This is a genomic window from Nocardia sp. NBC_01009 (assembly GCF_045208035.1).
Taxonomy (GTDB): domain Bacteria; phylum Actinomycetota; class Actinomycetes; order Mycobacteriales; family Mycobacteriaceae; genus Nocardia.
The window spans coordinates 8,098,861-8,125,109 of record NZ_CP108695.1 but is presented as its reverse complement, the minus strand read 5'-3'; the positions used below and the strand labels follow the sequence as shown (position 1 = coordinate 8,125,109).

Genomic DNA, 26,249 nt, shown 5'->3' with positions numbered 1-26,249 from the left:
CCGGTGCGACGAATCGGCGGTGCGGTCAGCGCGCGGTGACGAACCCCTGGGCAACCATCCAGTCCCGCGCGACCTCGGCGGGCTCCCGCCCGTCCACATCGACCTGACGGTTCAGTTCGGTGATGGCCTCATTGGTCAGCAGTTTCGAGATGGGCGCCATAATTGCGGCGACCTGAGGGTGCGCGTCGGCGAAAGACTTGCGCATCACCAGTGCCGCATTGTATTTCGGGAAGAAGCCGAGATCGTCCTTCAGCAACACGAGATCGAGGGCGGGGATGCGGCCGTCGGTGGCGGCGACGGAGCCGAATCGGCATTGCTTGCTGTCGGCGGTGGCCTGATACACCAGAGCGTCCTGCACGATCTGCTTGTGGACCTTGCCGGTATCGATGCCGTACTTGCGGGCCAATCCCGGGAAACCGTCCTGGCGCACATTGAATTCCGTGCCCACGCAGGTGGCCGCCGCGTCCGGGTCGGTATTGCTGAGCCGTGCGTAGTCCGACAGCGTCGTCACGCCGGTCTGCTGGGCGGTCTGCCTGCTCATCACCACCGCGTAGGTGTTGTTCATCGGCGCCATATCCGTCCACACGATGTTGTGCGCGGCCAGGTCGGCGTCGCGGACCGCCTCGAACTGGTCGATCTCGTCCGGTATCGGGGTCTCGTTGCCGAGGTAATTGATCCAGCCGGTGCCGGTGTATTCGTAGGAGAGATCGATCTGCCCGTGCAGCTGGGCATCGCGCACGCTGTTGGAGCCCTGGATATTCGTCAGATCCCGCACCTGTGCCCCGGCCGCGGACAAAGCGAACTCGATGAGATAGCCGAGGATGTTCTGTTCGGTGAAGTCCTTGGATCCGACGGTGATCGCGACCCCGTCGAGCTCGGGCACCGGACGGATACTGCCGGGACCCACCCGCAGCGGCACCGCGCCGCCGGATTGCAGGCCGCAGGCGGTGATCACCATGAGTACCGCGCCAGCGGCGGCCGTCGCGGCGCGCCCACGCCATCCGCGCCTCATGTCAAACCCCGTGGGCCGAGGAACTGTTCGGCCAGCGCGCCGAGCCAGTCGACAAGCAGCGCGAGCGCGACGGCGAGGACCGCGCCGACGACCAGCGTGACGTTGTCGCGCAGCTTGTAGCCGGTGTCGATCAGGATGCCGAGACCGCCCGCACTGACCAGGAACGACAATGTCGCGGTGCCGACCGCCAGCACCAGCGAGGTGCGCAGTCCGGCGAGGATGTAGGGCACTGCGAGCGGAAACTCGATGCGGCGCAACACCGTCAGTGTCGACATGCCCTGCCCGCGGCCTGCGTCGATGAGGGTGTCATCCACCTGCTGGTAGCCGAGGATCGTATTGCGCAGTACCGGAAGCAACGAATAGAAGGCAATCGGTGCAACACCGATCCAGAACCCGGTAGTCCGGGTGGCGAGATAACACAGCACGATGAGCCCGATCGCGGGCGCGGCCGCGCCGATATTGGCGATGCCGATGAAAACCGGTGCCAGACGCCGATATCCGGGTCGGGTGAGCAGTGTGCCGAGCGGCACCGCCACCGCGACGACGATCAGCACGACCGTCGCGGTGATGAGCACATGCTGCCAGGTAAGCGTCGCGATATTGGCCACGCTGATGCTTGCCTGCTGGGTAGCGGTGAGGTCACGTCGGAACGCCCACACCAGCACCCCCGCGGTGAGTGCGAGTACCAGGACCGGCTGGACGAGCAGTCGAATGCCTTCTGCGCGACGCGCTGTCGTCAGCATGCGTCCCGGCTCGGTGGTGCCGGGTGGCGTTGCGGGCTGTGTGGACGGAGTCATACTGTCTCGTCCGCACCTGTGGTGGTGTGGGTGGCGCGTAACGCCGACAGATGCTCGACGAGCGTGTCGATCGTGATCAGCCCGGCGTACTCACCGCGGCGCCCGGTGACGACCGCGGTCGCCGTCTGCTCGGCAAGTAGCGATTCCAGCGCCTCCTGCAATGTCGACTGCAGCGACAGCGGAGCGCCGACCGGAGATCCGATGTCGCGCAACGATGTCGCGTGCGCGAGGTGCTCGGCCGACACCCACCGCACCGGGCGCCGATGATTGTCGAGCACCAGCGCCCACGGCCACTTCCGGCCCGCGAGTGCGGTGCGCAAAGCCTCGACCGGTTCGTCCTCGGCCGCGATCGGGCACTGGCCGAGGGTGACATCCCGGACCCTGGTGAGGGTGAGCTGCTTGAGCGAGGCATCCGCGCCGACGAAACCGGCGACGGTCTCGTCCGCGGGATCGGCGAGGATGGCTGCGGGGGTGTCGTATTGCAGAATGCGGGATCGGTTGCCGAGCACCGCGATTCGATCGCCGAGCTTGACCGCCTCGTTGAAATCGTGGGTGACGAACACAATGGTCTTGCCGAGCTCGGCCTGTAGTCGCAGCAGTTCGTCCTGCAGCAGGCCGCGGGTGATCGGATCGACGGCGCCGAATGGTTCGTCCATCAACAGCACCGGGGGATCGGCGGCCAGTGCGCGAGCCACCCCGACCCGCTGCTGCTGGCCGCCCGAGAGCTGCCGGGGATAGCGGTGGCGGTAGGTGTCGGGCGTCAGGCCGACCAGGTCGAGCATCTCGTCGGTGCGGGCGGCGATCTTCTTGCGATCCCAGCCGATGAGGCCGGGGACGGTCGCGATGTTCTTGGCGACCGTCATGTGCGGAAACAGGCCGGCCTGCTGAATCGAGTAACCGATGCCGCGCCGCAGGCGGTCGGGGTCGACGGCCGTGACGTCGCGGCCACCGATGGTGATGGTGCCCGAGGTCGGTTCGATGAGGCGGTTGATCATGCGCATGGTGGTCGTCTTGCCACAGCCGGAAGGCCCGACGAGGACGACGATTTCGCCTGCCGGAATGGTCAACGACACATTGTCGACAGACGGATCCTGTCCTCCGGCATAGCGTTTGGTGACCGAGTCGAGCACGATCTCGACGCCGGAAACCACCGACTCCGCAGTGTCGCTTCGGGTTTCGGTCTCAGTCACGAATTCCCCTCGAGGTGGTGAGACGGCCGATGATCACGAAGAATCCATCGAGAACCAGGGCAAGGACGACGATGAGGATCGTGCCGACCAGGGCCTGCGGCACGGCATTCGGACTACCGAGCCTGGCCAGGCCGGAAAAGATCAGATTGCCGAGCCCCGGGCCCTTCGCGTAGGCGGCGATCGCAAGAATGCCCATGATCATCTGGGTGCTGACCCGGATGCCGGTCAGGATCGACGGCCACGCCAGCGGGATCTCGATGCGGGCCAGCACCCGCAGCCGATTCATTCCGACACCGCGCGCGGCATCGACGATCGCCGGATCCACCGAGGCCAGGCCGACGATGGTGTTCCGGAGAATCGGCAGCAGCGCGTAGAGCACCAGCGCGGTAATCGTCGGCCCGACACCGAGGCCGAGGAACGGGATCAGCAAGCCGAGCAGCGCGAACGAAGGAACAGTCAGGATGGCGCTTGCCGTCGCCGTCGCCACCGAGGAGCCCAGCGGGCTGCGATAGACCAGCGTGCCGATCGCCACCGCGACGATCGTGGCAAGCAGCACCGACTGGACAACCGCCGAAACATGCAGATAGGAGTCGGTGAGCAATTGCGCCCGTCGGTTCACCACGAACGTCCACAACGTGTCCAGGTCGCACCTCCCCCTTCGCCCGGTGTACCGGGAGACTATCTCGACTTGCGCTCGGCCGGAGAGGATTCCGGGCGGCCCGGTGTCCGCCGGAGCCGACAGACTTCTCGCAGAGAATGCCCACACGGTGCCGTCCGAAACCAGGCCCTGGCGGTGCCGGGAACCGATCGGGCGGACGGTTCGTCTAACTGATCAGGGCCGCGAGTCGGTCGCGATCGACAGAAGGCCGGGGGAGCATGGCGGAACAAAGGACGGCGCGTCGGCGGCTGCGTTACCGCTGGCTCGTGCTCGGTTTGGTGGTATCGGCGCTGGTCGCTGGGGGTGTGGTGGGCGTGCGCCTGTGGCTGGAACACGGCGAGGGCGAGGCCATCGCCGGTGTCGGTGTGTGGACGTTCCCCGTGATCGACAAGTCCACGCTCGACCCGACCCAATCCAAGGCGGTCGCGGTGCTCGAGCGAGAGTTCGGCGCTCCCGGCGATGGGTCGAAGTACGCGGAGGGAAAAAACGAGCCCTGGTGCGCAGACTTCGTCAGCTGGGTAATGCGCGAATCGGGTGTGCCGCTGGCCAACCCGAACTCGGGATCGTGGCGGATCCCCGGGGTGTACACACTGCAGGAGTACTACCAGAGCACCGGACGATTCACACCGATCGGCGCCGGATACCAGCCGCTCACCGGTGACGTGCTGCTCTACGGCCCGGCCAGCCCGTTCTCCCAGCACACCAACATCGTGCTGACGGCGAGCGACGGAGTCGTCACCACGATGGGCGGAAACGAGCTCGGCGACATCCGCATACACCGTTTCGACCTGGCCGAAGTGCCCGATATCGTCGGATTCGGCATGCTGTGACTGTCCCGGCGCGTGTGCGCGGTCGGCGGGTCTGGGGGTACCACCTAAAATAGATCCGGCGGCGCCCGGCAGCGCCGCCCGGCCCCTGTCCTGCTACCCCCTCATCAGCAGGACAGGGACCACCTAATGGCACTGTCGGACGCGCAGTCCGCCGACAGCCGCGCCGGGGCGGTCGGCGCCGAGCGCGCGTGGGGGGTTAGCAGTTGTCGCCGTAGCGGCCGCGTTGTTCTCCCCGCGGGTTGCCGAGGGTCGACGTGAGGCAACCGCTGCAGCGCTGGGGTGAGCGGAGGCGAGGCAACCGCAGGAGCGCCGGGGTAAACGGGGCGAGGCAGCCGCTGGATGAGCGGCCCCAGCGGTCGGGGGCCAGGTGTAACGCGTCGCGTACCGTGTCGGGTGTCCGTTGACGAGGTGAGGGTTTCGGAACATCTGATGCAGCCGACCGACCACACGAGCGCCGATCCCGTCTGGATCGAGTACGCCGATTTCGGGGAACGTTTCCTCACCCACGCGGTGACGGAGGCCAGGATCGTTGCCGCGGTGTCCGGTATGGCGGGACGTGGGATGACGATCGGGCCGTTCTCGGTCGGCCCCGCCGGTCTGGCCGGATTCGTCGCCGAAGGCAAGGTCGGTCAGCCGGTGGTGCTGCGCAGTGGCCCGAACGTGACTTTCGAAGTCACGGTGCCGGTGTCGCTATCGGTGCAGGTACTGCTCGGCGGCAGGAAGCTACGGCTGGAAGCGGTCGTCGAGATCGATCTCACACTGCACGCGCACACCGCGGATCCGTTGCTCATCGTCATCGACGTCCCGCCGATCACCTCACGCGATGTCAGCTTCGTGCTGCGGGCTCGCGCCATCGAGACGGCCTGGGAATGGCTGCTCGACCCGATCGCCGGAGTGGTGCAGCGTGAGGTCGCCAATCGGGTGAATGCGATGCTGGCCGATCCGCAGGGGCGCCGCGGCCGGGTCTTCGACATCGAGGCGATGGTCGACGGAATGCGCTCCGAGCATGCGATGCAGACGACGTTCGACTGGATCGACTACGGCGAATTCGGCCACCGGTTCTTCGCCCGCATCGTGACCAGGGAGCGCGTCTTCGATGTGGTGGAGCGGCTGGCGGGCCGCCCGATCGAGATCGGACCGCTGCGGACCGGTCCGCGCAACTCGGCCACCGTCACGGTGCGTGGGTCGGTGCGGGTGCCGCAGCTGGCGGATCGGTCGGACGACGCGGTGTCCTTCGATCTGGTGGTGCCGGTGAGCCTCGACATCACCGTCGACGTGCTGAAGGCGAATCACTATCGCGCCGACGTCGAGATTCCGCTGGTGCTGACCGCGCGGGCGGCCGATCCGCTGTTGGTGGTCATCGACGTCCCGCCGCCGGACTCGTCGGACATCCGGCTGGAGTTCAAGGCCAGCGGCATGCGGGCAGCCACCCTCGGTGCGCTCGCGGGGATCAGGAAGCAGGTCGTCGCCCAGGTGGCCGAGGTTGTGCGCAAGGAACTGGCCGACAGTTCGGGCCGGACGATCGATGTCGCCGCGCGCATCGATGGCGTGGCCTGAACCGATCCGCGGCACCAGGAACGGAGCCTGCAGGCAACTCCTGTGGCGAGTGTGGTTTGTGTTTCCGATGGGTCTAGCGGTTCCCATGTGAATATGGTGAAATGAGTGCACGTTCGAGGCTCCCGGCGCGCGAGTGACTTCTGGGGAAGGTGCGCCGGGCACGCTGCTATTCCATATCGGGGTTGCGCGAAGGAGTCCTGCGATGCGTTCCTTTTCTGTGTCCCGCCGCGAGCTGTTCGTCTATGCCGCTGCCACCGCCGCTTTCGGAGCGACCGTCGTCGCGCCGAATGCCGCAGCAAGTGGAGTCATCGGCACCATGGTCGACTATGCGGGTGGGGTTCCGTCGGCCACGGCGATCCGGGATGCCGGCCATATCGGTGTGATCAGGTACGTGTCGGATCGCCGTCCAGGCGCCGAATGGATGGAGGGCAAGCCGCTGCTGGCAAGTGAAGTCGATCAGCTGCACGCCGTGGGCCTGACCATCGTCTCGAACTACCAATACGGCAAAGCCCAGACCGCAGATTGGCGCGGCGGGCTGGAGGGGGGCAAGAAGCACGCCGCGCGTGGGCTGGAACTGCACCTCGCCGCGGGCGGACCCGAGAACCGACCGATCTACGCCTCGATCGACGACAACCCGACGCCCCTCGACTTCGCCACCATGATCGCGCCGTATCTGCTCGGCTGGGAGTCGGTGGTCGGCAAGCAGAACACCGGCATCTACGCGAACGCGCCGACCATCGAACTGGCGCGCGCCGCGGGCCTCGGTGCCTGGTACTGGCAGCACAATTGGGGCAGCCCGAAGGGTTTCGTGCACCCGGCGGCGCATCTGCATCAGATCGAGATCGACAAGCGGTCCATCGATGGTGTCGGTGTCGACGTCAACAATGTGCTGCGGCCGGAGTACGGGCAGTGGTGAACTGACCGCTGCCCGCCTGCGCCGGGACCACCGACGGCCGCTCGCTCAGGTCTGGCAGTGGCAGGTGGGCGCCAGGCGCAGCTCGGGCTCGTCATCGGGGACGACACGCAGCGTGGGCCGACTCTCCGGCGCCTGGTGATCGCCGAGCCAGGAGAACAGCGACCAGCGCGACAGGCCGGAGAAGGCCGAGCCGACGCTGGCGAACGAGCCCGATGAAATCACCGACCCGAACGATCCGACCGAGCCGATCGACAGCACCGAGCCGACGCTGCCGATCGAGAGGATCGAGTACGCGGAGCCGATGGACAGGATCGAGCCCTCGGAGCGGAAAGACAGTATCGATCGCCGCGAGCGCCTGCTTCGAATCGAGCGTCCGTGCTGCTTGGAATTCGTGCTCTCTATCGAATTATTGCGCCGTAGCGACACTTCGACGGTAGCCATGGCTTCGGTCTACCACAGTGTGGTGCGGTTATGCACTATCGCAGGCGATTCGCCCGGATGTGTCGACCTGCAGGAACCCGGCCATGGATACAGCGAAGCCCGGCGGTCCGTAGGGACGCGCCGGGCTTCGGAGAATCATGCGACGGTGAAGAAACCCAGCGTCGGCAGGAACGAGCAGGTGCGCGGAGCGGCGTCTGCGGCCTGCGTGGTCAGTGAGCCGGAGACCACCGCGACGACGCGGCCGAAGCCGGTGTCGGCGATCGCGGACAGGGTGGCCGGACCGTCGGGGTTGATCTTCGCCTCGTCGGTCAGCGGCAGGATGCCCGACTTACGGGTGTCCAGGTTCATCCACTGGACGGTCATCGGCGGGTTCTGCACCGGCGTCGGCGACTTGGTGCCGAGCGCGGTGAAGACGAACCCGGCCTGACCGGCCTGCGGTCCCGGCGGCGGCAGCTGGGCCGGGCCGGGCACGGCCAGCGCGGTGCCGATGGAATCGGCGGTCGGGCTGATGCAGCCCTTGCCGATGGTCGGGTACAGGAACTGGGCGATGACCGGCCCGCCGTCCCTCGGAATCTCCGGTCCACCACCGCCACTGCCGTCCAGGAAGGTGATGATCTTTTCCAAGGTGGACTTGATCTGCGGTGGCAGGTTGAGGGTGGCGAGCAGCTTACGGGCCGAATCGAGCAGCATGCCCTGCAGGCCGCCTGCGATCGGCTTGGCGTCGGCCGGGCCCGCGATTGCGCCGACGATGGCCGGGGCCAGCGCGGCGAGCGCATCGATCGGGACGCCCTCGGGCACCATCGGGACATTGTTCGGAACCGCCGCGGGTACGGGTGCCGGGGCCGCGACAGCTGCCATCGGCGCAGCAAGCGAAGCGCTCGCCGTGATGGCGAGTGCGGACAATACGATCCGCGATCCTCGGGTGCGAAGCACTGGTCTAGCCGTCCTTACCTCGGGTACATCTGGAGTTCGATGCTGAAAAGCCATCGTTTCGGGGGTCACTCTAGGGACACGGTTGCATGTTGTACAGCGGCAGTATCCCGACAGGTGCGTTGGACGAACAGTGTTATCAGACGTTAGCGCCAAATGGTGTTACAGAAGTGAATGGTGATGCAAATGTTATCAGTGATTCGAGGGCATCACCGCCCCACTCCGGGCTGCGGCTAATCTAATCGGAGTCTTCAGATCTTGTCGCCGAACGCCCGAACGTCCGCGGGTCGCAGGCCGACGACCTGCCGCCCCGACTCGAAAGCCTGCGAATTGAACCGACGCCTACAGCTGGCTGTGTCAGCGCTGGGTCTGTCCGTGCTGGCCAGGCTGTTATGGATGTTGCTGTCGACGAACGGCATGAATCTCGTCGACCTGCACGTCTATGTCGACGGGTCGGCCTCGTTGCTCACTCATGGGCTCTATGACTTCACCTACGCCGAAAAAACGCCGGACTTCCCGCTGCCCTTCACCTATCCGCCGTTCGCGGCCCTGGTGTTCTTCCCGCTGCACTACCTGCCGTTCACGGTGGTCGCGGTGCTGTGGCTGCTCGCTACGGTCGCGGCGCTCTACGGCGTGGTGTGGATAAGCCTCGAGCTGATTCTCGGCGAGCAGCGGGTCCGCGAACCGGGCTGGCAGACTGCGGCCGTTGCCTGGACCGCGGTCGGCGTGTGGCTGGAACCGGTGCGAACCACCATCGATTACGGGCAGGTCAACGTCTTCCTGGTGCTCGGCGCCATGATCGCGGTGCGCAGTGTGCGGTGGTGGCTGTCGGGTCTGCTCGTCGGCGTCATCGCGGGCATCAAGCTGACTCCGGCGATCACCGGGTTGTACTTCGTCGCCCGCCGTCGCTGGGGCACCGTGATCTGCTCGGCGGTGGCCTTCGGCGCGACGGTCGGGGTCAGCTTCCTGATCGCACACACCGAGGCGAAGCGCTACTTCGGCACGTTGCTCGGCGACGCGAGCCGGATCGGGCCGGTCGGCTCGGTATGGAACCAGTCGCTGCGTGGCACCCTCAGCCGCATCCTCGGCTACGACGTCGAATCCGGGCCGTGGTGGATGGCGGCCGTGCTGGTCGTCGCCGTGCTCGCGTTCCTCGCTTGGCGCACACTGGGTTCCGACGACCGGATGGGCACCCTGATCATGGTGCAGCTGTTCGGGCTGATGGTCTCGCCCATCTCCTGGTCACACCATTTCGTCTGGCTGCTGCCGACGGTGCTGTGGCTGGTCTACGGTCCGCTGAGTGCGGTCGCGGGCGCCCGGCTCATCGCGGGCTACTGGCTGGTGACGATGTTGATCGGCGTGCCGTGGGTGCTGTCGTTCGCCCAGCCGTCGATCTGGACCATTTCGCGGCCGGGCGTATTGTCCTGGCTCGGCGCGGTCGACGCGCTCGGCGTGCTCGTGCTGTTCGGTTGGATGATCTGGCACGGACGCGCCGCGCTGCGCTCGGATATCGGGTCCGTGCGGCAGCGGCTGCGGACGTTCCCGAAGGCGTTGTCGGCGGACCGAAACGCCGTCGGTGAGCCGCCGCTGCGTCGCGCCGCCGCCGACTAGTGGCCGACGTTCAGCCTGTGGCCAAACGATCGATCTGATGGGCCAGCAGCATGTCGCGGCCGGTGAGTCCGCCCGCGGAGTGGGTCGACAGTGCGAAAGTGACCCGGCGCCAGCGAATATCGATATCCGGGTGGTGGTCGGCGGCCTCTGCGGCGTCGGCAACCCGCCGCACCAGCTCGATACCGTCGAGGAAGGTCGGCGCCTTGATCGTGCGGGTGATGGTGTCGCCGGAGCGTTGCCAGTCGGGCAGGTCGGACAGCGCGTCGTCGATATCGGCGTCGGACAAGAGTTCGGTAGCCATGGTTCAAGTATCCGCGCGGATCAGGCGGCGCGGGCTTTCTTGAGGCCCTTCTTCAGCTCTTTACCGCAGCAACCAGCGGCTTCGAGGCGCTTCATCCGCATAATGACAACAGGGCATTTCAGGCAGCGCGTCTTCTTGCGACAGCACTTCTTCTTGGGTTTCAGACTCGAAACCTTCTTTGCCTTGACCTTGCCCATGGTTGGTTAGCATACCCTTAGTGGGGCGCGTGGTCTGCGGCACGCCTGGATACCGGTAGTCTGTTACTGGCCGCAATGCCCGGTGAGTATCGATTCTCCACCTGTTTGCAGGGGTCGGCCCGCACCAACACCAACAGCAGGAGGATTAGGCGTGTCGTCTGCACGCGATTTTCGCAACGTCGCCATCGTGGCCCACGTCGACCACGGTAAGACGACGCTGGTCGACGCCATGCTGCGCCAGTCAGGAGCCTTTGCCGAGCGAGCCGAGCTCGTCGACAGGGTGATGGACTCCGGCGACCTGGAGCGCGAGAAGGGCATCACCATTCTCGCCAAGAACACCGCTGTCCACCGGCACCACCCGGATGGCTCGGTGACCGTGATCAACGTCATCGACACGCCCGGTCACGCCGACTTCGGTGGTGAGGTCGAACGCGGCCTCTCCATGGTCGACGGCGTCGTGCTGCTGGTCGACGCGTCCGAAGGGCCACTGCCACAGACCCGGTTCGTGCTGCGTAAGGCACTCGCCGCGTCGCTTCCGGTGATTCTGGTCGTCAACAAGACCGACCGCCCCGACGCCCGCATCGAGGAGGTTGTCGAGGAGAGCCACGATCTGTTGCTCGATCTGGCTTCCGACCTCGACGACGCCGCCGCCGAGGCCGCCGAGCTCGCGCTGGACCTGCCGGTTCTGTACGCGTCGGGCCGTGAGGGCAAGGCGTCCAAGGAGCGTCCGGAGAACGGGAACGCGCCCGACGCCGAGAACCTCGACGCGCTCTTCGACGTGCTGATGGAGAACATCCCGGCGCCGAAGGGTGACCCGACGGCACCGCTGCAGGCGCACGTCACCAACCTCGACGCCTCGGCCTTCCTCGGCCGCCTCGCGCTGGTCCGCATCTACAGCGGTGAACTGCGCAAGGGGCAGAACGTCGCGTGGATGCACGCCGACGGTGTCAAGACCGTCAAGATCACCGAACTGCTGCAGACGATCGGTGTCGAGCGTCAGCCCGGCGAGGTCGCCGTGGCCGGTGACATCGTCGCCATCGCGGGTATCCCGGAGATCATGATCGGCGACACGCTCGCCGATCCGGACAATCCGGTCGCGCTGCCGCGCATCACCGTCGACGAGCCTGCGATCTCGGTCACAATCGGCACCAACACCTCGCCGCTCGTCGGTCGGGTGCAGGGCCACAAGCTGACCGCACGCATGGTGAAGTCGCGCCTGGATCAGGAACTAGTCGGCAACGTCTCGCTGCGTGTCCTCGACATCGGCCGTCCGGACGCCTGGGAGGTGCAGGGTCGTGGTGAGCTGGCGCTGGCCATCCTGGTCGAGCAAATGCGCCGCGAGGGCTTCGAGCTGACCGTCGGCAAGCCGCAGGTGGTCACCAAGCAGGTCGACGGCAAGATTCACGAGCCGTTCGAAGAGCTGACCGTCGACTGCCCGGACGAGTATCTCGGCGCGATCACCCAGCTGCTGGCTGCCCGTAAGGGCAAGATGGTCCAGATGACCAACCACAGCGCGGGTTGGGTGCGGATGGAGTTCATCGTCCCGTCGCGCGGTCTGATCGGTTTCCGCACCGACTTCCTCACCGAAACCCGCGGCACCGGCATCGCCAACGCCGTCTCCCACGGCTACGCGCCGTGGGCCGGTGAGATTCGGGCCCGGCACACCGGTGCACTGGTCTCCGACCGCGCAGGCTCGGTGACTCCGTTCGCCATGATCCAGCTCGCCGACCGCGGCCAGTTCTTCGTCGAACCGGGCGCGGACACCTACGAGGGCATGGTCGTGGGCATCAACCCACGCGCCGAGGATCTCGACATCAACGTCACCCGCGAGAAGAAGCTGACCAACATGCGCAGCTCCACCGCGGATGTGTTCGAAACCCTCGCCAAGCCGCTGCAACTCGATCTCGAGGCCGCGATGGAGTTCTGCGCGGACGACGAGTGCGTCGAGGTCACACCGGAGGTGGTCCGGGTCCGCAAGGTCATCCTCGGCGCCACCGAACGCGGACGCGAACTGTCGCGACGCAAGGCTCGGGACCGGGCCGCGTTGTAATTGCCGGACCGCCTGGCCGGGCCTGAGGATGATCCGGCTGTCGCGTACTCATGGCGATGTACCGAAACGAAACTGGGGAGCGAATCATGAGAATGATTCGCTCCCCAGTTCTATTCGGTGATCGCTGCGCTCGTCGCGCAGTGGATTTCGAACAGTCGCAGCGCCTGGTGATCAGCACCGCTAGCCGCAGTACCAGCCGGAGACCAGGCTTCCGTCATTCCGTTGTACGACTTGATTACTGCCCGTCCCGGCCGGTACTGAAGCTTGCGAAAGGCACGGGATCTGGCCGCCTTGTCGCCAAGGTAGAGTGCGGATCGTGAGCTTGGCGGCAAGACGACGTGCAAGGGTGCGCGCAGCGCTGGTTATCGCGGCCATCTCCATCACGGTGGGCGCTGGTTGCACCGCGAATCCGCCACCTCCGATCGAAAGCACCGACAGTCCCAAGACGACGCCGGCGAAACCTGGCAAGAACACTGTCGTGGTGGCGATCGACGACATCGGGATCGGTTTCAACCCGCACCTGCGGTCCGATCAGTCACCTGCCACAGCGGCGGTGAGTTCGATGGTGCTGCCGAGTCCGTTTCGTCCGGTGCCGAGTCCTGCTGTGCCCGGTGCCACCGAGTGGGTGCCGGACACGGCGCTGGTGGTGTCGGCCGATGTCACCACGCAGGAGCCCTTCACCATCACCTATCAGCTGCGCAATCAGGCGAACTGGTCGGATGGTGCGCCGATCGCCGCAGAGGACTTCCGGTTCCTCTGGCAGCAGATGATCACCCAGCCCGGCGTCGTCGATCCCGCGGGCTATCGGCTCATCTCGGATGTGAGTTCCTCTGGTGGCGGCAAAACCGTCACCGTGACGTTGACCGCGCCGTATCCGGCCTGGCGTGAGCTGTTCTCGAACCTGCTGCCCTCGCATCTGGTCAAGGATGTGCCCGGTGGCTTCGCCAACGGACTTGTCGAGCGAATCCCGGTGTCGGGCGGCAACTTCGACATCAAATCGGTCGACCGGGGTCGCGACGAGATCCTCCTCGAACGCAATGACAGGTACTGGGGCACGCCCGCTGCTCCTGATCAGATCCTGTTGCGCCGCGGCGGAACTCCCGCACAGCTCGCCGATTCGCTGCGCACCGGCGACGCCCAGATGACGCTGGTGCACGGCGGTGTCGCGACCCAGGCGCAGCTGGCGGCGATCGCTTCGGTGCGCACCGCGATCATGCCCCAGTCGCGCGAGCTGCAGTTCGTATTGAACGGGCGCAGTGGCGATCTCGGTGATCCCCGGATCCGTCGCGGAGTGCTCGCGCTGCTCGATCCGGCTCTGCTCGCCACTGTCGGCGCGCAGACCGGCGGCTGGGTTGAGCCGGTGCGCGCGCAGATCCTTACCCCGTCGGACCCCGGCTACACACCCACCGCGCCACCGCGGCCCACCGCGGACGAAGCCTTCGCGCTGCTCGGCGAGGTCGGCTACGGTCGGGCGCCGGAACCGCCGCCGGTCACATCGCCGACCTCACCGGCGCCGCGTCCGCGTCCGCTCGCGAAAAACGGTAAGGCGCTGGCGATTCGAATCGGCGCGGCCACCGGTGACGCCACCGCCATCGCGGTGGCAAATACGGCGGCAGATCAATTACGCAGTGCCGGAATAGATGCCAGCGTGCGCAGCGTCACCTCGGACACCCTGTACGGCAAGGATCTGACGGAAGGTGCGGTCGACGCGATCGTCGGCTGGGAGGTCGCGGGCTCGGACCCGGCCACCGTGCTCGCCTCGCGCTACGGCTGCCCGCCCGTGGAAAATCCCGCAAGCAACGGGAATTCGCAGGCCACCGCCGAAGCGGCCAAGAAGGCGCCGAGCAATGTGTCGGGTGTCTGCGACCCCACGCTGCAGCCCGCGATCGACGAGGCGCTGCGTGGCATCGAAGTGGGCCGAGTGCTCGCCGACGCCGAGCCCAAGTTGTGGGGTCTGGCCACGGTGCTGCCGATCGTGCAGGACAACGTGGTTGCCGCCTCGGGTCCTCGGGTCGACGGTGCTTCCCTCAGTGGCGCCATCCAGGTCGGCATCTTCGGTGACGCGGCGATGTGGCGCAGGATCCCGTGACCGGTGGGTTGCTGCTTGTCCACGCCCACCCGGACGACGAATCCATCACCACCGGGGGCACGATCGCGCACTACCGCCGGCGGGGGGTGCCGGTCACGGTGGTGACCTGCACCCTCGGTGAAGAGGGCGAAGTGATCGGCGACCAGTGGGCGCAGCTGACTGCCGACCGCGCCGACCAACTCGGTGGCTACCGGGTGCTGGAACTCACCGGGGCGCTCGCCGCGCTGGGTGCGGGACCGCCGCGTTTCCTGGGCGGCGCAGGCCGCTGGCGTGACTCCGGCATGGCGGGCACTGCGGCGGCGGAGAATCCACGCGCCTTCATCCACTCCGGCATCGAAGCCGTGGACGCGCTGACCGAGGTGCTGCTCGAGCTGCGGCCGCGGGTGGTGATCGGCTACGACCCCCGGGGCGGCTACGGCCACCCCGACCACATTCGGGCCCACCAGATCACCACAGCGGCGGTGCATGCGGCTGCCGACCGAGGTTGGGACACTCCGAAGTTCTATTGGACCGTCACCGATGACGAGATGCTGCGCCTGCATACCGAAGTCCTCGCGCGCCGCACGGTCGAGGGGTTGCCTGGCGCGTTGCCGCCCGGCTGGCTGCTTCCCTCGGTTGGGGAGCTCGCCAGCGTGCCGAGCCACACGGTGACCACGACGATCGACGTGTCCGATTCGCTCGCGGCCAAGCGCGCCGCGCTGCGGGCACATGCAACGCAAGTGGTGGTGGCGCCGACGGGTCGGGAATTCGCGCTCTCCAATAATGTCGCGCAGCCGGTGCTGCCGGAGGAGCACTACGTGCTCGTGCGCGGGCAACGTGGCGTCGTCGGCCCCGATGGGCGCGAACACGACCTGTTCACCGGTATTGCCTGAGGGTTGCTGTAACGCGGGATTGATGCGCCGGGTACCGTCTTCGTGATTTCGGACATTGACGTGGAGGCTCAGCAGTTCATGACAGCGGTCGGTGACAAGGCTCACCTCAACATCGAAGACGACGGATACCACAAGAGTCTCAAGCCACGTCAGCTACAGATGATCGCCATCGGCGGCGCCATCGGCACCGGCCTGTTTCTGGGTGCGGGCGGGCGGCTCGAGAGTGCCGGACCAGGTCTTTTTCTGGTGTATGCGGTGTGCGGTATCTTCGTATTCTTCATTCTGCGCGCGCTCGGTGAGCTGGTGCTGCACCGGCCCTCGTCGGGCTCTTTCGTTTCCTACGCGCGCGAGTTCTTCGGTGAGAAGGCAGCGTTCGTCGCGGGCTGGATGTACTTTCTGAACTGGTCCATGACCGGGATCGCCGACACCACGGCGATTGCTCAGTATTTTCACTATTGGGCAGGATTTTCACATATCCCGCAGTGGCTGCTCGCACTCATCGCGCTGGTGCTCGTGCTCGGCGTCAATTTGATGTCGGTGAAGTGGTTCGGCGAGATGGAATTCTGGGCCGCGCTGGTGAAGGTATTCGCGCTGAGCGCCTTCCTGATCGTCGGCACGATCTTCCTGCTCGGCCGGTTCACCGTGCAGGGCAACCCGACCGGAACGAGCGTGATCACCGAAAGCGGCGGCCTGTTCCCGACCGGGATCCTGCCGCTGGTCGTGGTCACCTCCGGCGTCGTGTTCGCTTACGCCGCCGTCGAGCTGGTCGGCACCGCGGCGGGGGAGACCGAGAACCCGGCCGAGATCATGCCCCGCGCCATCAACTCGGTGATCCTGCGCATCGCGATTTTCTACGTCGGTTCGCTGGTGCTGCTCGGGCTGCTGCTGCCCTACACGAGCTACACCGCCAAGGAGAGCCCGTTCGTCACCTTCTTCACTTTGCTCGGCGTGCCGGGCATCGGCAGCGTGATGAACCTCGTCGTGCTCACCGCGGCCTTCTCCAGCCTGAACGCGGGTCTGTATTCGACAGGTCGCATTCTGCGGTCGATGTCGATGAACGGCAGTGCCCCGAAATTCACCGGCGTGATGGGCCGCAACGGCGTTCCCTACGGCGGCATCCTGCTCACCAGCCTGATTGCGCTGTGCGGCATCGCGTTGAACGGGATCGTGCCCGACAGTGCCTTCGAGATCGTGCTGAACCTGGCCTCGCTCGGCATCATCGCCTCCTGGGCCACCATCGTGCTCGCCCAGCTGCAACTGTGGCGCTGGTCCAAGCAGGGCAAGCTGCAGCGGCCGGCGTTCCAGATGTTCGGCGCGCCCTACACCGGCCTGGCCACGCTGGCCTTCCTGTTCTTCGTGGTGGTCCTCACCGGCTGTGACTATCCGGTGGGCACGTGGACCGTCGCCTCGCTGGTGCTGATCATTCCGGCGCTGATCATCGGCTGGTTCGCGGCCCGCAAGCGAGTGCTCGCGATCGCCGAGGAACGCAGGGGCTATACCGGTGAATATCCGGTGGTGGCCAACATTCCGATCGACGGTGACTGAACCGACGCGGCCGGAATAGACTCGATATTTATGTATAACTGGGACCTGCAGAACGCGATCGCGGGCTTCGTGGACAGCCTGCGTCCCGGCGCGCAGCAACAGCACGACATCTATATGTCGGTGCTGTACGCGTTCGTCGATATGCAGAGCCATCTGTTGACCCTCCTCGGCTTCCCTCCGGTCGCGTGAGGGCAGCCGTCGACCACAGTGCCGACGATCGTGCCGCGGCACGGTCGGGCCATGGCAAGCCGCAGTGGGGCCTGGAGTCCCTGGCGCCGGTGATCATCACCCTGCTGGTGCTCGATGCGTTGATCACCCTCGCCCTCGAGGTGCTCTACCTGCCGACCTACCTCGACTCGGTGGCGTTCCCGCTCTCCGCCGTGCTGGCCGGTGTGATCAACGTGCTGCTTGTCATGGGCGTTCGCGCGGTGACCACCCGCGTCGGGTTCGCGATCCTGCCCATTGCCGCATGGACTTTCGGCTTCCTGCTGTGCTCGGTGACCGGGCCCGGCGGCGACATCATGCTCGGAAGCGATTGGCGCACAGCACTTCTCTTGTTCTGCGGGTTGGTGCCGCCGCTCGGGTATCTGTACTTCCGGCTCAATGCGGGGCTGTTCGGTAGTCGCTGAGTATTGCTGCCGCCGTTGGCGATACGAGTCACGCTTCGGCCGACCTCCGCCCGCGGACCGAGGGCGCGTTGTCGGACCCGTCAATCCAGTCGCACCGCGAGGGTGGCTATGACGGCGTCGGTGCGGGCGCGCAGAGCGGCGGCGAGGACAGGGCCGCGCGGGTTGTGCAGTGGTCGCTGCCACCAGCGGTGGGCCTCCACCTGGGCCAGTAGGACCATCACCTGGCGGCCATAGCGGGTTTGGTTGCGGACGTACCCGACGAGTGTGGTGACCAGGCTGCGGTGTGGGCACGGCAGCACAGTGAGGGGGACGCCGGGGTCCCACTCTTTCCATTGGCGGCTGAGGCGACGGGTGGAGGCCGAGTCGATTTCCGCTGCGACGGCGACGATTTCGCCGTTCATTGCTTGGGCGGTGCGCAGCGCGCGTGCGGCGACCTCGCTGACCGCGACCACCGGGACCACGATCAGCATGGGCTCCAGGTCGGGGGATTGCGGTGGGAGCGCGGGAATTCGGCCGAGGCTGAGCTGTTCTGCGACACTGCCGTAATAGCTTTCGGTGCGGGCGAACAGAATGATCAACGCGGGCACGATGATCACCAGCAGCCACGCGCCCTCGGTGAATTTCTCGGCAAGCAAGACCACGGCGGCCACCGCGGTGAGAATGGCCCCGAAGCCATTGAGTGCGGCGCGCGCAACCCACCCGGTTCCGCGTTGTGCGCGCCAATGCCGGACCAGCCCGGTTTGGCTGATGGTGAAGCCGATGAAGACGCCGACCGCATACACCGGCAGCAGCCGGTGGGTTTCGGCATCCACAATGATCAGCACGGTTGCGGCTACCACCGCAAGCGCACCGACGCCGTAACGGAACACCGGCCGTTCCGAGCGCAAGGCGAACAGGTGCGCGACTCGGTGGTCCTTCGCCAGCAGCGAAAGCAGCACCGGCAGGCCGCCGAAGCTGGTGTTCGCGGCGAGGCACAGCGCCAAGGTGACGGCAAGGTTGGTGACGTAGAACGGCCAGCCGGTGCCGAACGCCGCTGCCGACAGCTGCGCGAGCAGGGTGACGTCATCGCGCGGAACCGTGTGATGCTGGCGGATCAGCACGGCGAGACCGAGCAGCATCCCGCACAGCAGCACGCCCAAGACGACCTCGGTGTGCTGGGCTCGTCGCACCGCCGGCGTCCGGAACGCCGGCACTGCGTTGGCGATCGCCTCGACCCCGGTCAGTGCTGAGCAGCCTGCGGAGAATGCCTTGAGCAACAGCACAATCCCGATGGCGTCGATCGGCACGATCGGTCCGCGGTCGACGCCGATGACGGCTACCGGCTCCGGGCGCGCCAGTCCGACCACGATCACCGCGAAGATTGCGACGATGAACAGCAGCGTCGGTCCCATCAGCACTTTCGCCGATTCGGCCACCCCAACCAGGTTGATCACAGTCAGCACCGCGAGCCCGATCAGCGTGATCAGCAGCAGATGATCCGCCAGCACCGGAAACGCGCTCGCCAGGCTGGCCGCACCGGCGGCGAGGCTCACTGCGACGGTGAGCACGTAGTCGATGACCAGGCCGGCCGCCGCAAGCAGGCTGGCGCCACGACCGAGATCCTTTTTCGCCACCGCATAGGAACCACCGCCGTCCGGATGCACCGCGATCACCTGACGGTAAGAAAGAACCAGCACCAGCAACAGCACCGCGATCGCCAGCGAAACCGGCAGCGTCCACGAGACTGCCGCCGCGCCCGCCGCGATGAGCACCAGCACGATCGCTTCCGGCCCGTAAGCCACACTGGACAACGCATCCAGCGACAACGCCGCCAGCCCGCCGATCGCGGTCAGCCGATACTTGTCGCCGCGCTGGTGCCGCCGCATTCGGCGATCGACTATCCGAGGCTCCTGCGACTCCGACCGCACCGTCTCGACCACACGACCCATTCAACGCGGACCACACGTGGCAACCGCTTAGCGACACTACCGAAACCGCGCCAAAGCCACCTAATGGGCGCTACCGGGTCAGTCGGTCGGGCAGGCTCGGTGCCGGTAGCCCCCGGCAGGTGAGCACTCACGCCACCCAGGGCGCCGTGCGGCGCCGACCGGCTTCAGCGGGCGCCGAGGAGACCCGGGGTGACCGAATCGATGAGGGGCCAGGCTCGGTCGAGCGGGATATCGATCACGAGGTAGCGCTTCTTGCCTGCGGCGGATGCGGCGACAACGCTGGCCACCCCCGCACGGCGTTGCCAAAAGGATTGGCGGACGGTCCAGCCGATGACACCGGGGGCTTCCAGGCAGTCGCGGTCCCGGTCGAGTGAACCCGCACGGGTGATCAGCCAGGTGGGGCTGCTGTCGGTGGCCGCTAGGACAGCGTGGCCGAGGCCGCGGTACCGGTCCTCGGCCAAGGCGGTGGCGATGATCGCCATGACGGCGGGCAGTAGCCACCACCACGCCGAATACTCCACTCCCGCAAGGGAAACAATGAGCAGGGCGATCACGATGAGCAGGACCGGCAGCAAGGCCCGTGAGTGCCTGCGCCGATGGGCGACCGGTCCGTGCGCGGCCAGCGGTGCGGTGCCGAGCTCGCTCGGTCCGACCTCCGCCCCGGCTGCGCGGGGCGCGAGCAGTTGCGCCAGCGTGTGCTCGACGGCCGCGCGCGGAGCCTGCGGCAGGATCTTCTGACGCGGGTTGTCGCCGACCATGATGGCTTCGAGTTCGCCGGCCCCCGCCAGGCGCAGCAGCAGCGGCTCGTTGACGGTGGCGCCGCGGAAGCGGGCGCGGTCCAGGGTGGTCTGGCGGGTGGTGAACAGCCCGCGGCGCAGCTGCAGGGTGCGACCGTCATCGAGCACGCGCAGGCCGAAATATGTTGTGAGATAACGGGCGCAGGAGGTGAGGCTGACCACGATGACGATCGCGACCAACAGCAGCACACCGGCGACCGCGAGGAAGACGGTGCTGCCGTCCTCGATATTGTGCACCGCATTCGAGTTGAACAGCGTCTGGCCGAGCCCGAACTGGAACGCCAGACCCACGACGGGTGCGATGATCGCGAACCCGGTCAGCGACAGCGGTGCATAGCGCACCCAACTCGCGTGCCAGTGTCCGATCTCCCTGGCGCTGCGCGGTGTCGACAGATCGCCGGATGCGTTCTCCGGCAGCCCCTTTCGGATGATGTCCGCCGGGTATGCGGAGTGCGGAACCGGCGATCCGGCAACAGCGTTCGACGCGCTCGCGGTGGCGGTGTGTGCGAGCAGGGCGGCGCGTAGCCCCGGCACCACCCGTGCGTCCAACGCGTCGAGTTTGAATTTCTCCCCCGATTCCGCGTGCTGACCGGTGCCTATCGCGAGTACCGCCAACCCGAGGGCCCGGTGCAGCAGGTCGGCCTCGATATCGACCGAGCGGATCCGTGAGCGCGGCACCGAGAGCTTCTTGCGTTGAATCAATCCGGTGCGCAACTCGATATGGGTCGGGCCGACCCGGTAGGTGGTGGTGAACCAGCGGGTGAGCGCGAATCCCACGATCAGCGCCAGCGTGATGACGCTCCACCCGTGATTGCCGCTGCTTGTGCCGAGGATCACCGAACCGATCAATACCGGGATGAACTTGACCACCTCGGTGACGGGGTGCACCAGCAGCATTCGCTTGTCGAGCCGCAGCCACGGTTGATCCGGGTGTGGCTCGGGTCCGGCCGCCGCGGGCAGCACCGGCTCGGTCATGTCGCGTCGCCGCGGTGTAGTGCCGCGATTTCGGCCAGCCGTGTGACGGTCTGCTCGGCCACCGGCAGGTCGAGTGCGGAGATCTGCACCGCTCCCGCCGATGAGGCGGTCGTCACGGTCACTGTGGCAAGGCCGAGCAGCCGCTCCAACGGCCCGCGCTCGGTGTCCACTGTCTGCACTCTGGAGATCGGCGCGACCCGGCTCTCCTGGGTCAGCCAACCGACCCGGGTGTAGACGGCTTCGTCGGTGACCTCCCACCGATGCACCGCATACCTCCATAGCGGCACCACACCGATGCTGACCAGTGCGAGCACCGCTGTCACGGCGAACACCGCAAGCTGTGCCGCGCGGTGTTCCGAGTCGACGAGCACCCAGACGACCAGAGCGACCACCGGAATGATCCAGGCTATCGCGGCCTGGAGGGTCCACAAGAGTTTCGCTTTGGGGCTCGGGCGCCAGGCCGGATCGGCCATGATCGTGCGCGGCTGCGACATGCTTGACATGGTTGCATGAACTCGTCCCGAAGCGCTTCGGCCTGCGGGAATAAACCCGCGGCGCAGCAAAGGAATAGTGCGCTCCATCGTGCAGTTGGCAACGGTCACAAGCACTGGAGGGAGACAGTCCGGGATGATTAGCGCATGATCGAGGGCGTGATCGAGCTAGCGACCCCGAGTGTCCCGCCCGCACCGCCAACGCCGTCGGCCATGCGCCGCGCGCTGCGGCGGGCTCGCGACGGCGTGACGCTCAATGTCGACGAAGCCGCTGTGCTGTTGCACGCGCGCGGCGCAGACCTGGTCGATCTGAGTCGGAGTGCGGCCAGGGTTCGCGACGCCGGGCTGGAGTCGGCGGGTCGGCCGAAGACCATCAGCTATTCGCGCAACGTGTTCATTCCGCTGACCCGGTTGTGTCGGGACAAGTGTCACTACTGCACCTTCGTCACCGTGCCCGGCAAGCTGCGCGCCGAGGGCAAGGGCATGTTCCTGGAGCCCGACGAGGTTCTCGACATCGCTCGCCAGGGTGCTGCGCTCGGTTGCAAAGAGGCGTTGTTCACCCTCGGTGATCGACCGGAAGACCGCTGGCCTGAGGCCGCGCAGTGGCTCGATGAGCGCGGCTACGACTCCACCCTGGACTATCTGCGCGCCGTATCGATCATGGTGCTGGAGGAGACCGGGCTGCTGCCGCATCTGAACCCCGGCGTCATGTCGTGGGAGGAAATCTCCAGGCTCAAGCCGGTCGCGCAGTCGATGGGCATGATGCTGGAGACCACCTCCACCCGGCTGTTCACCGAAAAAGGCCAGTGCCACTACGGAAGTCCGGACAAAGATCCCGCCGTCCGGCTGCGCGCCATCACCGATGCGGGCAGGCTCTCGGTGCCCTACACCACCGGCATCCTGGTCGGCATCGGCGAGACGCTGTCCGAGCGGGCCGAGTCGATCATGGCGATCCGTAAGCAGCACAAGGCTTTCGGGCACATCCAGGAAGTGATCATCCAGAACTTCCGCGCCAAGGACGACACCGCCATGCGCGATGTCCCCGACGCGGGGCTCGAGGAGTTCCGGGCCACCATCGCGGTGACGCGGCTGCTGCTCGGCCCCGACGTTCCGGTGCAGGCGCCGCCCAATCTGGTGTCGCACGAGGAATGCCTGGCGCTGATCGATGCGGGCATCGACGACTGGGGCGGCGTATCGCCGGTCACCCCGGACCACGTGAACCCGGAGCGGCCGTGGCCGAACCTGGACACCCTGCGCGAGATCACCGAGGCCGCCGGTTACCAGCTCGTGGAACGCACCTCGGCGCACCCGAAGTATGTGCGGGCGGGCAACCCGTGGGTCGACCCGCGCATCGGTGCGCACGTTGCCGCGCTCACCGATCCGGCCACCGGCCTGGCGAAGCCGGATGCGATGCCGGTCGGACTGCCATGGCAGGAGCCGGACGAGTCCTGGGAGTCGGCCGGACGGGTGGATCTGAACACCTCGATCGACACCGACGGACGTATCACCGAGACCCGAAGCGATTCCGCGCTCGGCCGCGGCGTGAGCGACGGGCCCGGAGGTGGCAGCCCGCGTAACCACGAAGGGACCCGTGAAGGCCGCCGATCCGACACCGATGTCGTCGGCGCTTTCGGCGATTGGGACACCGTTCGGGAGCAGGCGCGCGATCTCGCGGTCACGGCGCCGGAGCGACTCGATTCCGAGGTGCTCGCCGCGTTGCGTTCGGCCGAGCACGACCCGGCCGGCCTCACCGACGCCGAGTATCTGGCGCTGGCGACCGCCGAGGGACCCGCGCTCGAGGCGGTGGCGGCACTGGCCGACCAGCTGCGCCGTGATGTCAACGGCGACGAGGTCACCTACGTGGTGAACCGGAACATCAACTTCACCAATATCTGCTACACCGGCTGCCGTTTCTGCGCGTTCGCCCAGCGTAAGGGGGATGCCGATGCGTTCACCCTGAGCATGGACGAGGTTGCCGACCGGGCCTGGGAGGCGCACGTCGACGGCGCCACCGAGATCTGCATGCAGGGCGGCATCGACCCCGAACTGCCGGTCACCGGTTATGCCGATCTGGTGCGGGCGATCAAGCAGCGGGTGCCGTCCATGCACGTGCACGCCTTCAGTCCGATGGAGATCGTCAACGGCGCTTCCCGAGGTGGGCAGAGCATTCGTGACTGGCTGGTCGCGCTGAAGGAGGCCGGGCTCGACACCATTCCCGGCACGGCCGCGGAAATCCTCGACGACGAGGTGCGCTGGGTGCTCACCAAGGGCAAACTGCCGACCTCGGCGTGGATCGAGGTGATCACGACCGCCCACCAGGTGGGTCTGCGCTCCAGCTCCACGATGATGTACGGCCACGTCGACAACCCGAAGCACTGGGTGGGGCACCTGCGGGTGCTGCGCGGAATCCAGGACGAGACAGGTGGTTTCACCGAATTCGTGCTGTTGCCCTTCGTGCACCAGAGCTCACCGCTGTACCTGGCGGGCGCGGCGCGTCCGGGACCGACGATTCGGGACAACCGCGCCGCCCACGCATTGGCGCGGATCATGCTGCACGGCCGGATCGATAACATCCAGACCAGCTGGGTGAAACTCGGCACAGCAGGCACCAGAATGATGCTCAACGGTGGATCGAACGATTTGGGGGGTACGTTGATGGAGGAGACAATCTCTCGCATGGCCGGCTCCCAGCACGGCTCGGCCAAAACGGTCGCGGAACTCACCGAGATCGCCGAAGGCATCGGCCGCCCGGTCCGCGAGCGCACCACCACCTATGGTGTCCCGCAACACAAGATGTCGGTCCTGCCGCTGTCGGTGGGATAGTTCCGAGGAGCCGCAACGACGCGGACGCAACTTGGGTTCCGTGGTGTGCGGAACCAAGTTAGTTAGGGCAGACTGACCCGGAGTAACCTGGGCTGCCGGGATAGTGTGACGCTGGGCGGACTATCCCCGCAGGTGAGGACAGACTAGGAGAGCGGCAGTGCCGTACATCATCGCTGAACCGTGCGTTGACGTGAAGGACAAGGCATGCATCGAGGAATGCCCCGTGGATTGCATCTACGAGGGTGGTCGCATGCTGTACATCCATCCCGACGAGTGCGTGGACTGTGGTGCATGTGAACCGGTGTGCCCGGTGGAGGCGATCTTCTACGAAGACGACACTCCGGACCAGTGGGTCGGGTACGTGAACGCCAACGTCGACTTCTTCGACGAGCTCGGTTCGCCCGGGGGCGCGACGAAGGTCGGCAAGGTGGATTACGACCCGGCGTTCATCAAAGAACTGCCCCCCATGGCGAGTGAGTGAGTTCGTAACGTGTCATCGCGTGGCCGGGTCAGCAGTCTGCTGCCGGATTTCCCTTGGGACACCATTGCTTCGGTAAAAGCGAAGGCGGCGGCGTATCCCGGCGGGATCGTCGACCTTTCGGTCGGAACTCCGGTCGACCCGGTCGACCCGCTGATCCGCGCCGCGCTGAGCTCGGTGGCCGAGGTTCCCGGCTACCCGACCACCCACGGCACGCTCGAGCTGCGCACCGCCGCGGTCGACGCACTCAAACGACGCTTCGGCATCACCGGCATCGATCCGGCGGCCGTGCTGCCCGCGATCGGCACCAAGGAATTGATCGCGGGACTGCCGCGGCTGCTCGGTCTCGGTGGCGACGATCTCGTCGTTATTCCGGAGGTCGCCTACCCGACCTATGAGGTGGGTGCGCTGCTGGCCGGAGCGCAGATCGCACGGGCGGACGGGCTGACGCAGCTCGGCCCGCAATCACCCGCGCTGATCTATGTGAACTCACCGTCGAATCCGACCGGACGCGTGCTCGGCGTCGAGCACCTGCGCAAGGTGGTGGCCTATGCCCGCGAGCGCGGTGCGATCGTGGCCTCCGACGAGTGCTACCTCGGTCTGACCTGGGAGGGCCGGGCGGTGTCCCTGCTCGACCACGAGGTGTGCGACGGCGACCACACCGGCTTGCTCGCCATCCACTCGTTGTCGAAGACCTCGAACCTGGCCAGTTACCGCGCCGGTTTCGTGGCGGGCGATCCCGCACTGGTCGCCGAGCTGCTCGAGGTGCGCAAGCATTCGGGCATGATGGTCCCCTTCCCGATCCAGGCGGCGATGACCGCCGCACTCGGTGACGACACCCACGAGGCGCAGCAGCGCGAGCGCTACCGCGCGCGGCGTGCGGTATTGCGGAATGCCTTGTTGGCGGCGGGTTTCCGTATCGATCACTCGGAGGCCGGCCTGTACCTGTGGTCGACTCGCGGTGAATCGTGCCGCGCCACCCTGGACTGGTTGGCCGACCGCGGCATCCTCGCCGCACCCGGTGACTTCTACGGACCCTCCGGGGCCGAACACGTGCGGATCGCGCTCACCGCTACCGACGAGCGGGTCGCCGCGGCGGCGCAGCGACTGACTGCCTGAAACATCTTCTGCC

The 26,249-nt window shown here is 66.6% G+C and carries 24 protein-coding genes; 13 read left to right on the top strand and 11 right to left on the bottom strand.

All coding sequences use genetic code 11. The annotated features are described in order from the left end of the window. Positions 1-25 precede the first annotated feature (25 nt). From OHA42_RS36760 to OHA42_RS36745, 4 genes are read right to left on the bottom strand one after another with little or no spacing between them, the layout of a single operon-like run. On the bottom strand, positions 26-958 hold the full coding sequence (locus tag OHA42_RS36760; RefSeq protein ID WP_406239864.1) for a glycine betaine ABC transporter substrate-binding protein: 933 nt from the start codon (positions 956-958) through the stop codon (positions 26-28). 50 nt (positions 959-1,008) lie between these two features. Next, positions 1,009-1,755, bottom strand: a complete 747-nt coding sequence (locus OHA42_RS36755) for an ABC transporter permease (protein WP_406239862.1) — start codon at positions 1,753-1,755, stop codon at positions 1,009-1,011. A gap of 50 nt (positions 1,756-1,805) precedes the next feature. Continuing rightward, a complete protein-coding gene (locus OHA42_RS36750; RefSeq protein ID WP_406232835.1) occupies positions 1,806-2,999 on the bottom strand; it encodes an ABC transporter ATP-binding protein in 1,194 nt (397 codons plus the stop codon). Further along, entirely contained in the window at positions 2,992-3,642 is a 651-nt protein-coding gene (locus tag OHA42_RS36745; RefSeq protein WP_406239860.1) for an ABC transporter permease, read from the bottom strand. The genes OHA42_RS36750 and OHA42_RS36745 overlap by 8 nt, the downstream gene beginning before the upstream one ends. A gap of 233 nt (positions 3,643-3,875) precedes the next feature. Here OHA42_RS36745 and OHA42_RS36740 point away from each other — a divergent pair, with 233 nt between their 5' ends. The 3 genes from OHA42_RS36740 (at position 3,876) to OHA42_RS36730 (ending at position 6,960) form a co-directional block, all read left to right on the top strand. Then, a complete protein-coding gene (locus OHA42_RS36740; protein WP_406232834.1) occupies positions 3,876-4,487 on the top strand; it encodes a CHAP domain-containing protein in 612 nt (203 codons plus the stop codon). Between the two features lie 429 nt (positions 4,488-4,916). After that, positions 4,917-6,044, top strand: a complete 1,128-nt coding sequence (locus tag OHA42_RS36735; RefSeq protein WP_406232833.1) for a hypothetical protein — start codon at positions 4,917-4,919, stop codon at positions 6,042-6,044. A gap of 202 nt (positions 6,045-6,246) precedes the next feature. Next, positions 6,247-6,960 carry a DUF1906 domain-containing protein gene (locus OHA42_RS36730; protein ID WP_406232831.1) on the top strand — a complete coding sequence of 238 codons (714 nt, stop codon included), beginning with the start codon at positions 6,247-6,249 and terminating at the stop codon, positions 6,958-6,960. Positions 6,961-7,005: 45 nt separating this feature from the next. On the opposite strand, the gene OHA42_RS36725 is transcribed toward OHA42_RS36730, so the two are convergent. Both OHA42_RS36725 and OHA42_RS36720 read right to left on the bottom strand, forming a co-directional pair. Further along, complete coding sequence (locus OHA42_RS36725; RefSeq protein ID WP_406232830.1) at positions 7,006-7,401, bottom strand: hypothetical protein; 396 nt, start codon at positions 7,399-7,401, stop codon at positions 7,006-7,008. Between the two features lie 135 nt (positions 7,402-7,536). Then, positions 7,537-8,334 carry a hypothetical protein gene (locus OHA42_RS36720; protein ID WP_406232828.1) on the bottom strand — a complete coding sequence of 266 codons (798 nt, stop codon included), beginning with the start codon at positions 8,332-8,334 and terminating at the stop codon, positions 7,537-7,539. 327 nt (positions 8,335-8,661) lie between these two features. Between OHA42_RS36720 and OHA42_RS36715 the strand changes: the two genes are divergently transcribed. Then, positions 8,662-9,942 carry a mannosyltransferase gene (locus OHA42_RS36715; RefSeq protein WP_406232827.1) on the top strand — a complete coding sequence of 427 codons (1,281 nt, stop codon included), beginning with the start codon at positions 8,662-8,664 and terminating at the stop codon, positions 9,940-9,942. 10 nt (positions 9,943-9,952) lie between these two features. On the opposite strand, the gene OHA42_RS36710 is transcribed toward OHA42_RS36715, so the two are convergent. Together OHA42_RS36710 and OHA42_RS36705 are read right to left on the bottom strand one after the other, a co-directional pair. Continuing rightward, complete coding sequence (locus tag OHA42_RS36710; RefSeq protein WP_406232825.1) at positions 9,953-10,243, bottom strand: 4a-hydroxytetrahydrobiopterin dehydratase; 291 nt, start codon at positions 10,241-10,243, stop codon at positions 9,953-9,955. 20 nt (positions 10,244-10,263) lie between these two features. Continuing rightward, complete coding sequence (locus OHA42_RS36705; RefSeq protein WP_085998628.1) at positions 10,264-10,440, bottom strand: hypothetical protein; 177 nt, start codon at positions 10,438-10,440, stop codon at positions 10,264-10,266. Positions 10,441-10,591: 151 nt separating this feature from the next. On the opposite strand from OHA42_RS36705, the gene typA reads away from it, so the two are divergent. The 6 genes from typA to OHA42_RS36675 all read left to right on the top strand — a co-directional run bounded on the left by typA (position 10,592) and on the right by OHA42_RS36675 (position 17,625). Then, on the top strand, positions 10,592-12,490 hold the full coding sequence (typA, locus tag OHA42_RS36700) for a translational GTPase TypA (protein WP_328405739.1): 1,899 nt from the start codon (positions 10,592-10,594) through the stop codon (positions 12,488-12,490). Between the two features lie 322 nt (positions 12,491-12,812). Continuing rightward, entirely contained in the window at positions 12,813-14,579 is a 1,767-nt protein-coding gene (locus OHA42_RS36695) for an ABC transporter family substrate-binding protein (RefSeq protein ID WP_406239858.1), read from the top strand. Next, positions 14,576-15,451: an N-acetyl-1-D-myo-inositol-2-amino-2-deoxy-alpha-D-glucopyranoside deacetylase gene (mshB, locus tag OHA42_RS36690; protein ID WP_406232823.1), complete on the top strand. Its 876-nt coding sequence runs from the start codon at positions 14,576-14,578 to the stop codon at positions 15,449-15,451. The genes OHA42_RS36695 and mshB overlap by 4 nt, the downstream gene beginning before the upstream one ends. A 78-nt stretch (positions 15,452-15,529) precedes the next feature. Next, positions 15,530-16,996 carry an amino acid permease gene (locus OHA42_RS36685; protein ID WP_406239856.1) on the top strand — a complete coding sequence of 489 codons (1,467 nt, stop codon included), beginning with the start codon at positions 15,530-15,532 and terminating at the stop codon, positions 16,994-16,996. A gap of 30 nt (positions 16,997-17,026) precedes the next feature. Continuing rightward, on the top strand, positions 17,027-17,185 hold the full coding sequence (locus tag OHA42_RS36680; protein ID WP_328405737.1) for a hypothetical protein: 159 nt from the start codon (positions 17,027-17,029) through the stop codon (positions 17,183-17,185). Then, complete coding sequence (locus tag OHA42_RS36675) at positions 17,182-17,625, top strand: hypothetical protein (RefSeq protein ID WP_406232822.1); 444 nt, start codon at positions 17,182-17,184, stop codon at positions 17,623-17,625. Before OHA42_RS36680 ends, OHA42_RS36675 begins: the two co-directional genes overlap by 4 nt. Before the next feature lie 80 nt (positions 17,626-17,705). Here OHA42_RS36675 and OHA42_RS36670 read toward each other — a convergent pair whose 3' ends face one another. The 3 genes from OHA42_RS36670 to OHA42_RS36660 all read right to left on the bottom strand — a co-directional run bounded on the left by OHA42_RS36670 (position 17,706) and on the right by OHA42_RS36660 (position 21,819). Further along, positions 17,706-19,544, bottom strand: coding sequence for an APC family permease (locus tag OHA42_RS36670; protein ID WP_406232821.1), 1,839 nt, complete (start codon positions 19,542-19,544; stop codon positions 17,706-17,708). Between the two features lie 173 nt (positions 19,545-19,717). Then, positions 19,718-21,325 (bottom strand): PH domain-containing protein, encoded by a 1,608-nt coding sequence (locus tag OHA42_RS36665; RefSeq protein ID WP_406232819.1) that lies wholly within the window; start codon positions 21,323-21,325, stop codon positions 19,718-19,720. Next, positions 21,322-21,819: a PH domain-containing protein gene (locus tag OHA42_RS36660; RefSeq protein ID WP_406232817.1), complete on the bottom strand. Its 498-nt coding sequence runs from the start codon at positions 21,817-21,819 to the stop codon at positions 21,322-21,324. The genes OHA42_RS36665 and OHA42_RS36660 overlap by 4 nt, the downstream gene beginning before the upstream one ends. A 144-nt stretch (positions 21,820-21,963) precedes the next feature. On the opposite strand from OHA42_RS36660, the gene cofH reads away from it, so the two are divergent. The 3 genes from cofH to dapC all read left to right on the top strand — a co-directional run bounded on the left by cofH (position 21,964) and on the right by dapC (position 26,236). Then, a complete protein-coding gene (cofH, locus tag OHA42_RS36655) occupies positions 21,964-24,639 on the top strand; it encodes a 5-amino-6-(D-ribitylamino)uracil--L-tyrosine 4-hydroxyphenyl transferase CofH (RefSeq protein WP_406232816.1) in 2,676 nt (891 codons plus the stop codon). A 157-nt stretch (positions 24,640-24,796) separates the two neighbouring features. Next, the gene (gene fdxA / locus OHA42_RS36650; RefSeq protein WP_328405725.1) at positions 24,797-25,120 is read left to right on the top strand and encodes a ferredoxin; all 324 of its coding nucleotides are present in this window, start codon (positions 24,797-24,799) and stop codon (positions 25,118-25,120) included. 9 nt (positions 25,121-25,129) lie between these two features. Continuing rightward, a complete protein-coding gene (dapC, locus tag OHA42_RS36645; protein WP_406232814.1) occupies positions 25,130-26,236 on the top strand; it encodes a succinyldiaminopimelate transaminase in 1,107 nt (368 codons plus the stop codon). Positions 26,237-26,249 lie beyond the last annotated feature (13 nt).

Bases quoted from the DNA above. Each gene is read 5' to 3' on its own strand.
- cofH (WP_406232816.1), top strand. From the start codon at position 21,964: ATGATCGAGGGCGTGATCGAGCTAGCGACCCCGAGTGTCCCGCCCGCA.
- OHA42_RS36680 (WP_328405737.1), top strand. From the start codon at position 17,027: ATGTATAACTGGGACCTGCAGAACGCGATCGCGGGCTTCGTGGACAGC.
- OHA42_RS36665 (WP_406232819.1), bottom strand. From the start codon at position 21,325: ATGACCGAGCCGGTGCTGCCCGCGGCGGCCGGACCCGAGCCACACCCG.
- OHA42_RS36760 (WP_406239864.1), bottom strand. From the start codon at position 958: ATGGTGATCACCGCCTGCGGCCTGCAATCCGGCGGCGCGGTGCCGCTG.
- OHA42_RS36725 (WP_406232830.1), bottom strand. From the start codon at position 7,401: ATGGCTACCGTCGAAGTGTCGCTACGGCGCAATAATTCGATAGAGAGC.
- OHA42_RS36685 (WP_406239856.1), top strand. From the start codon at position 15,530: ATGACAGCGGTCGGTGACAAGGCTCACCTCAACATCGAAGACGACGGA.
- OHA42_RS36730 (WP_406232831.1), top strand. From the start codon at position 6,247: ATGCGTTCCTTTTCTGTGTCCCGCCGCGAGCTGTTCGTCTATGCCGCT.
- OHA42_RS36755 (WP_406239862.1), bottom strand. From the start codon at position 1,755: ATGCTGACGACAGCGCGTCGCGCAGAAGGCATTCGACTGCTCGTCCAG.
- OHA42_RS36735 (WP_406232833.1), top strand. From the start codon at position 4,917: ATGCAGCCGACCGACCACACGAGCGCCGATCCCGTCTGGATCGAGTAC.
- OHA42_RS36710 (WP_406232825.1), bottom strand. From the start codon at position 10,243: ATGGCTACCGAACTCTTGTCCGACGCCGATATCGACGACGCGCTGTCC.
- OHA42_RS36660 (WP_406232817.1), bottom strand. From the start codon at position 21,819: ATGTCGCAGCCGCGCACGATCATGGCCGATCCGGCCTGGCGCCCGAGC.
- OHA42_RS36705 (WP_085998628.1), bottom strand. From the start codon at position 10,440: ATGGGCAAGGTCAAGGCAAAGAAGGTTTCGAGTCTGAAACCCAAGAAG.
- OHA42_RS36740 (WP_406232834.1), top strand. From the start codon at position 3,876: ATGGCGGAACAAAGGACGGCGCGTCGGCGGCTGCGTTACCGCTGGCTC.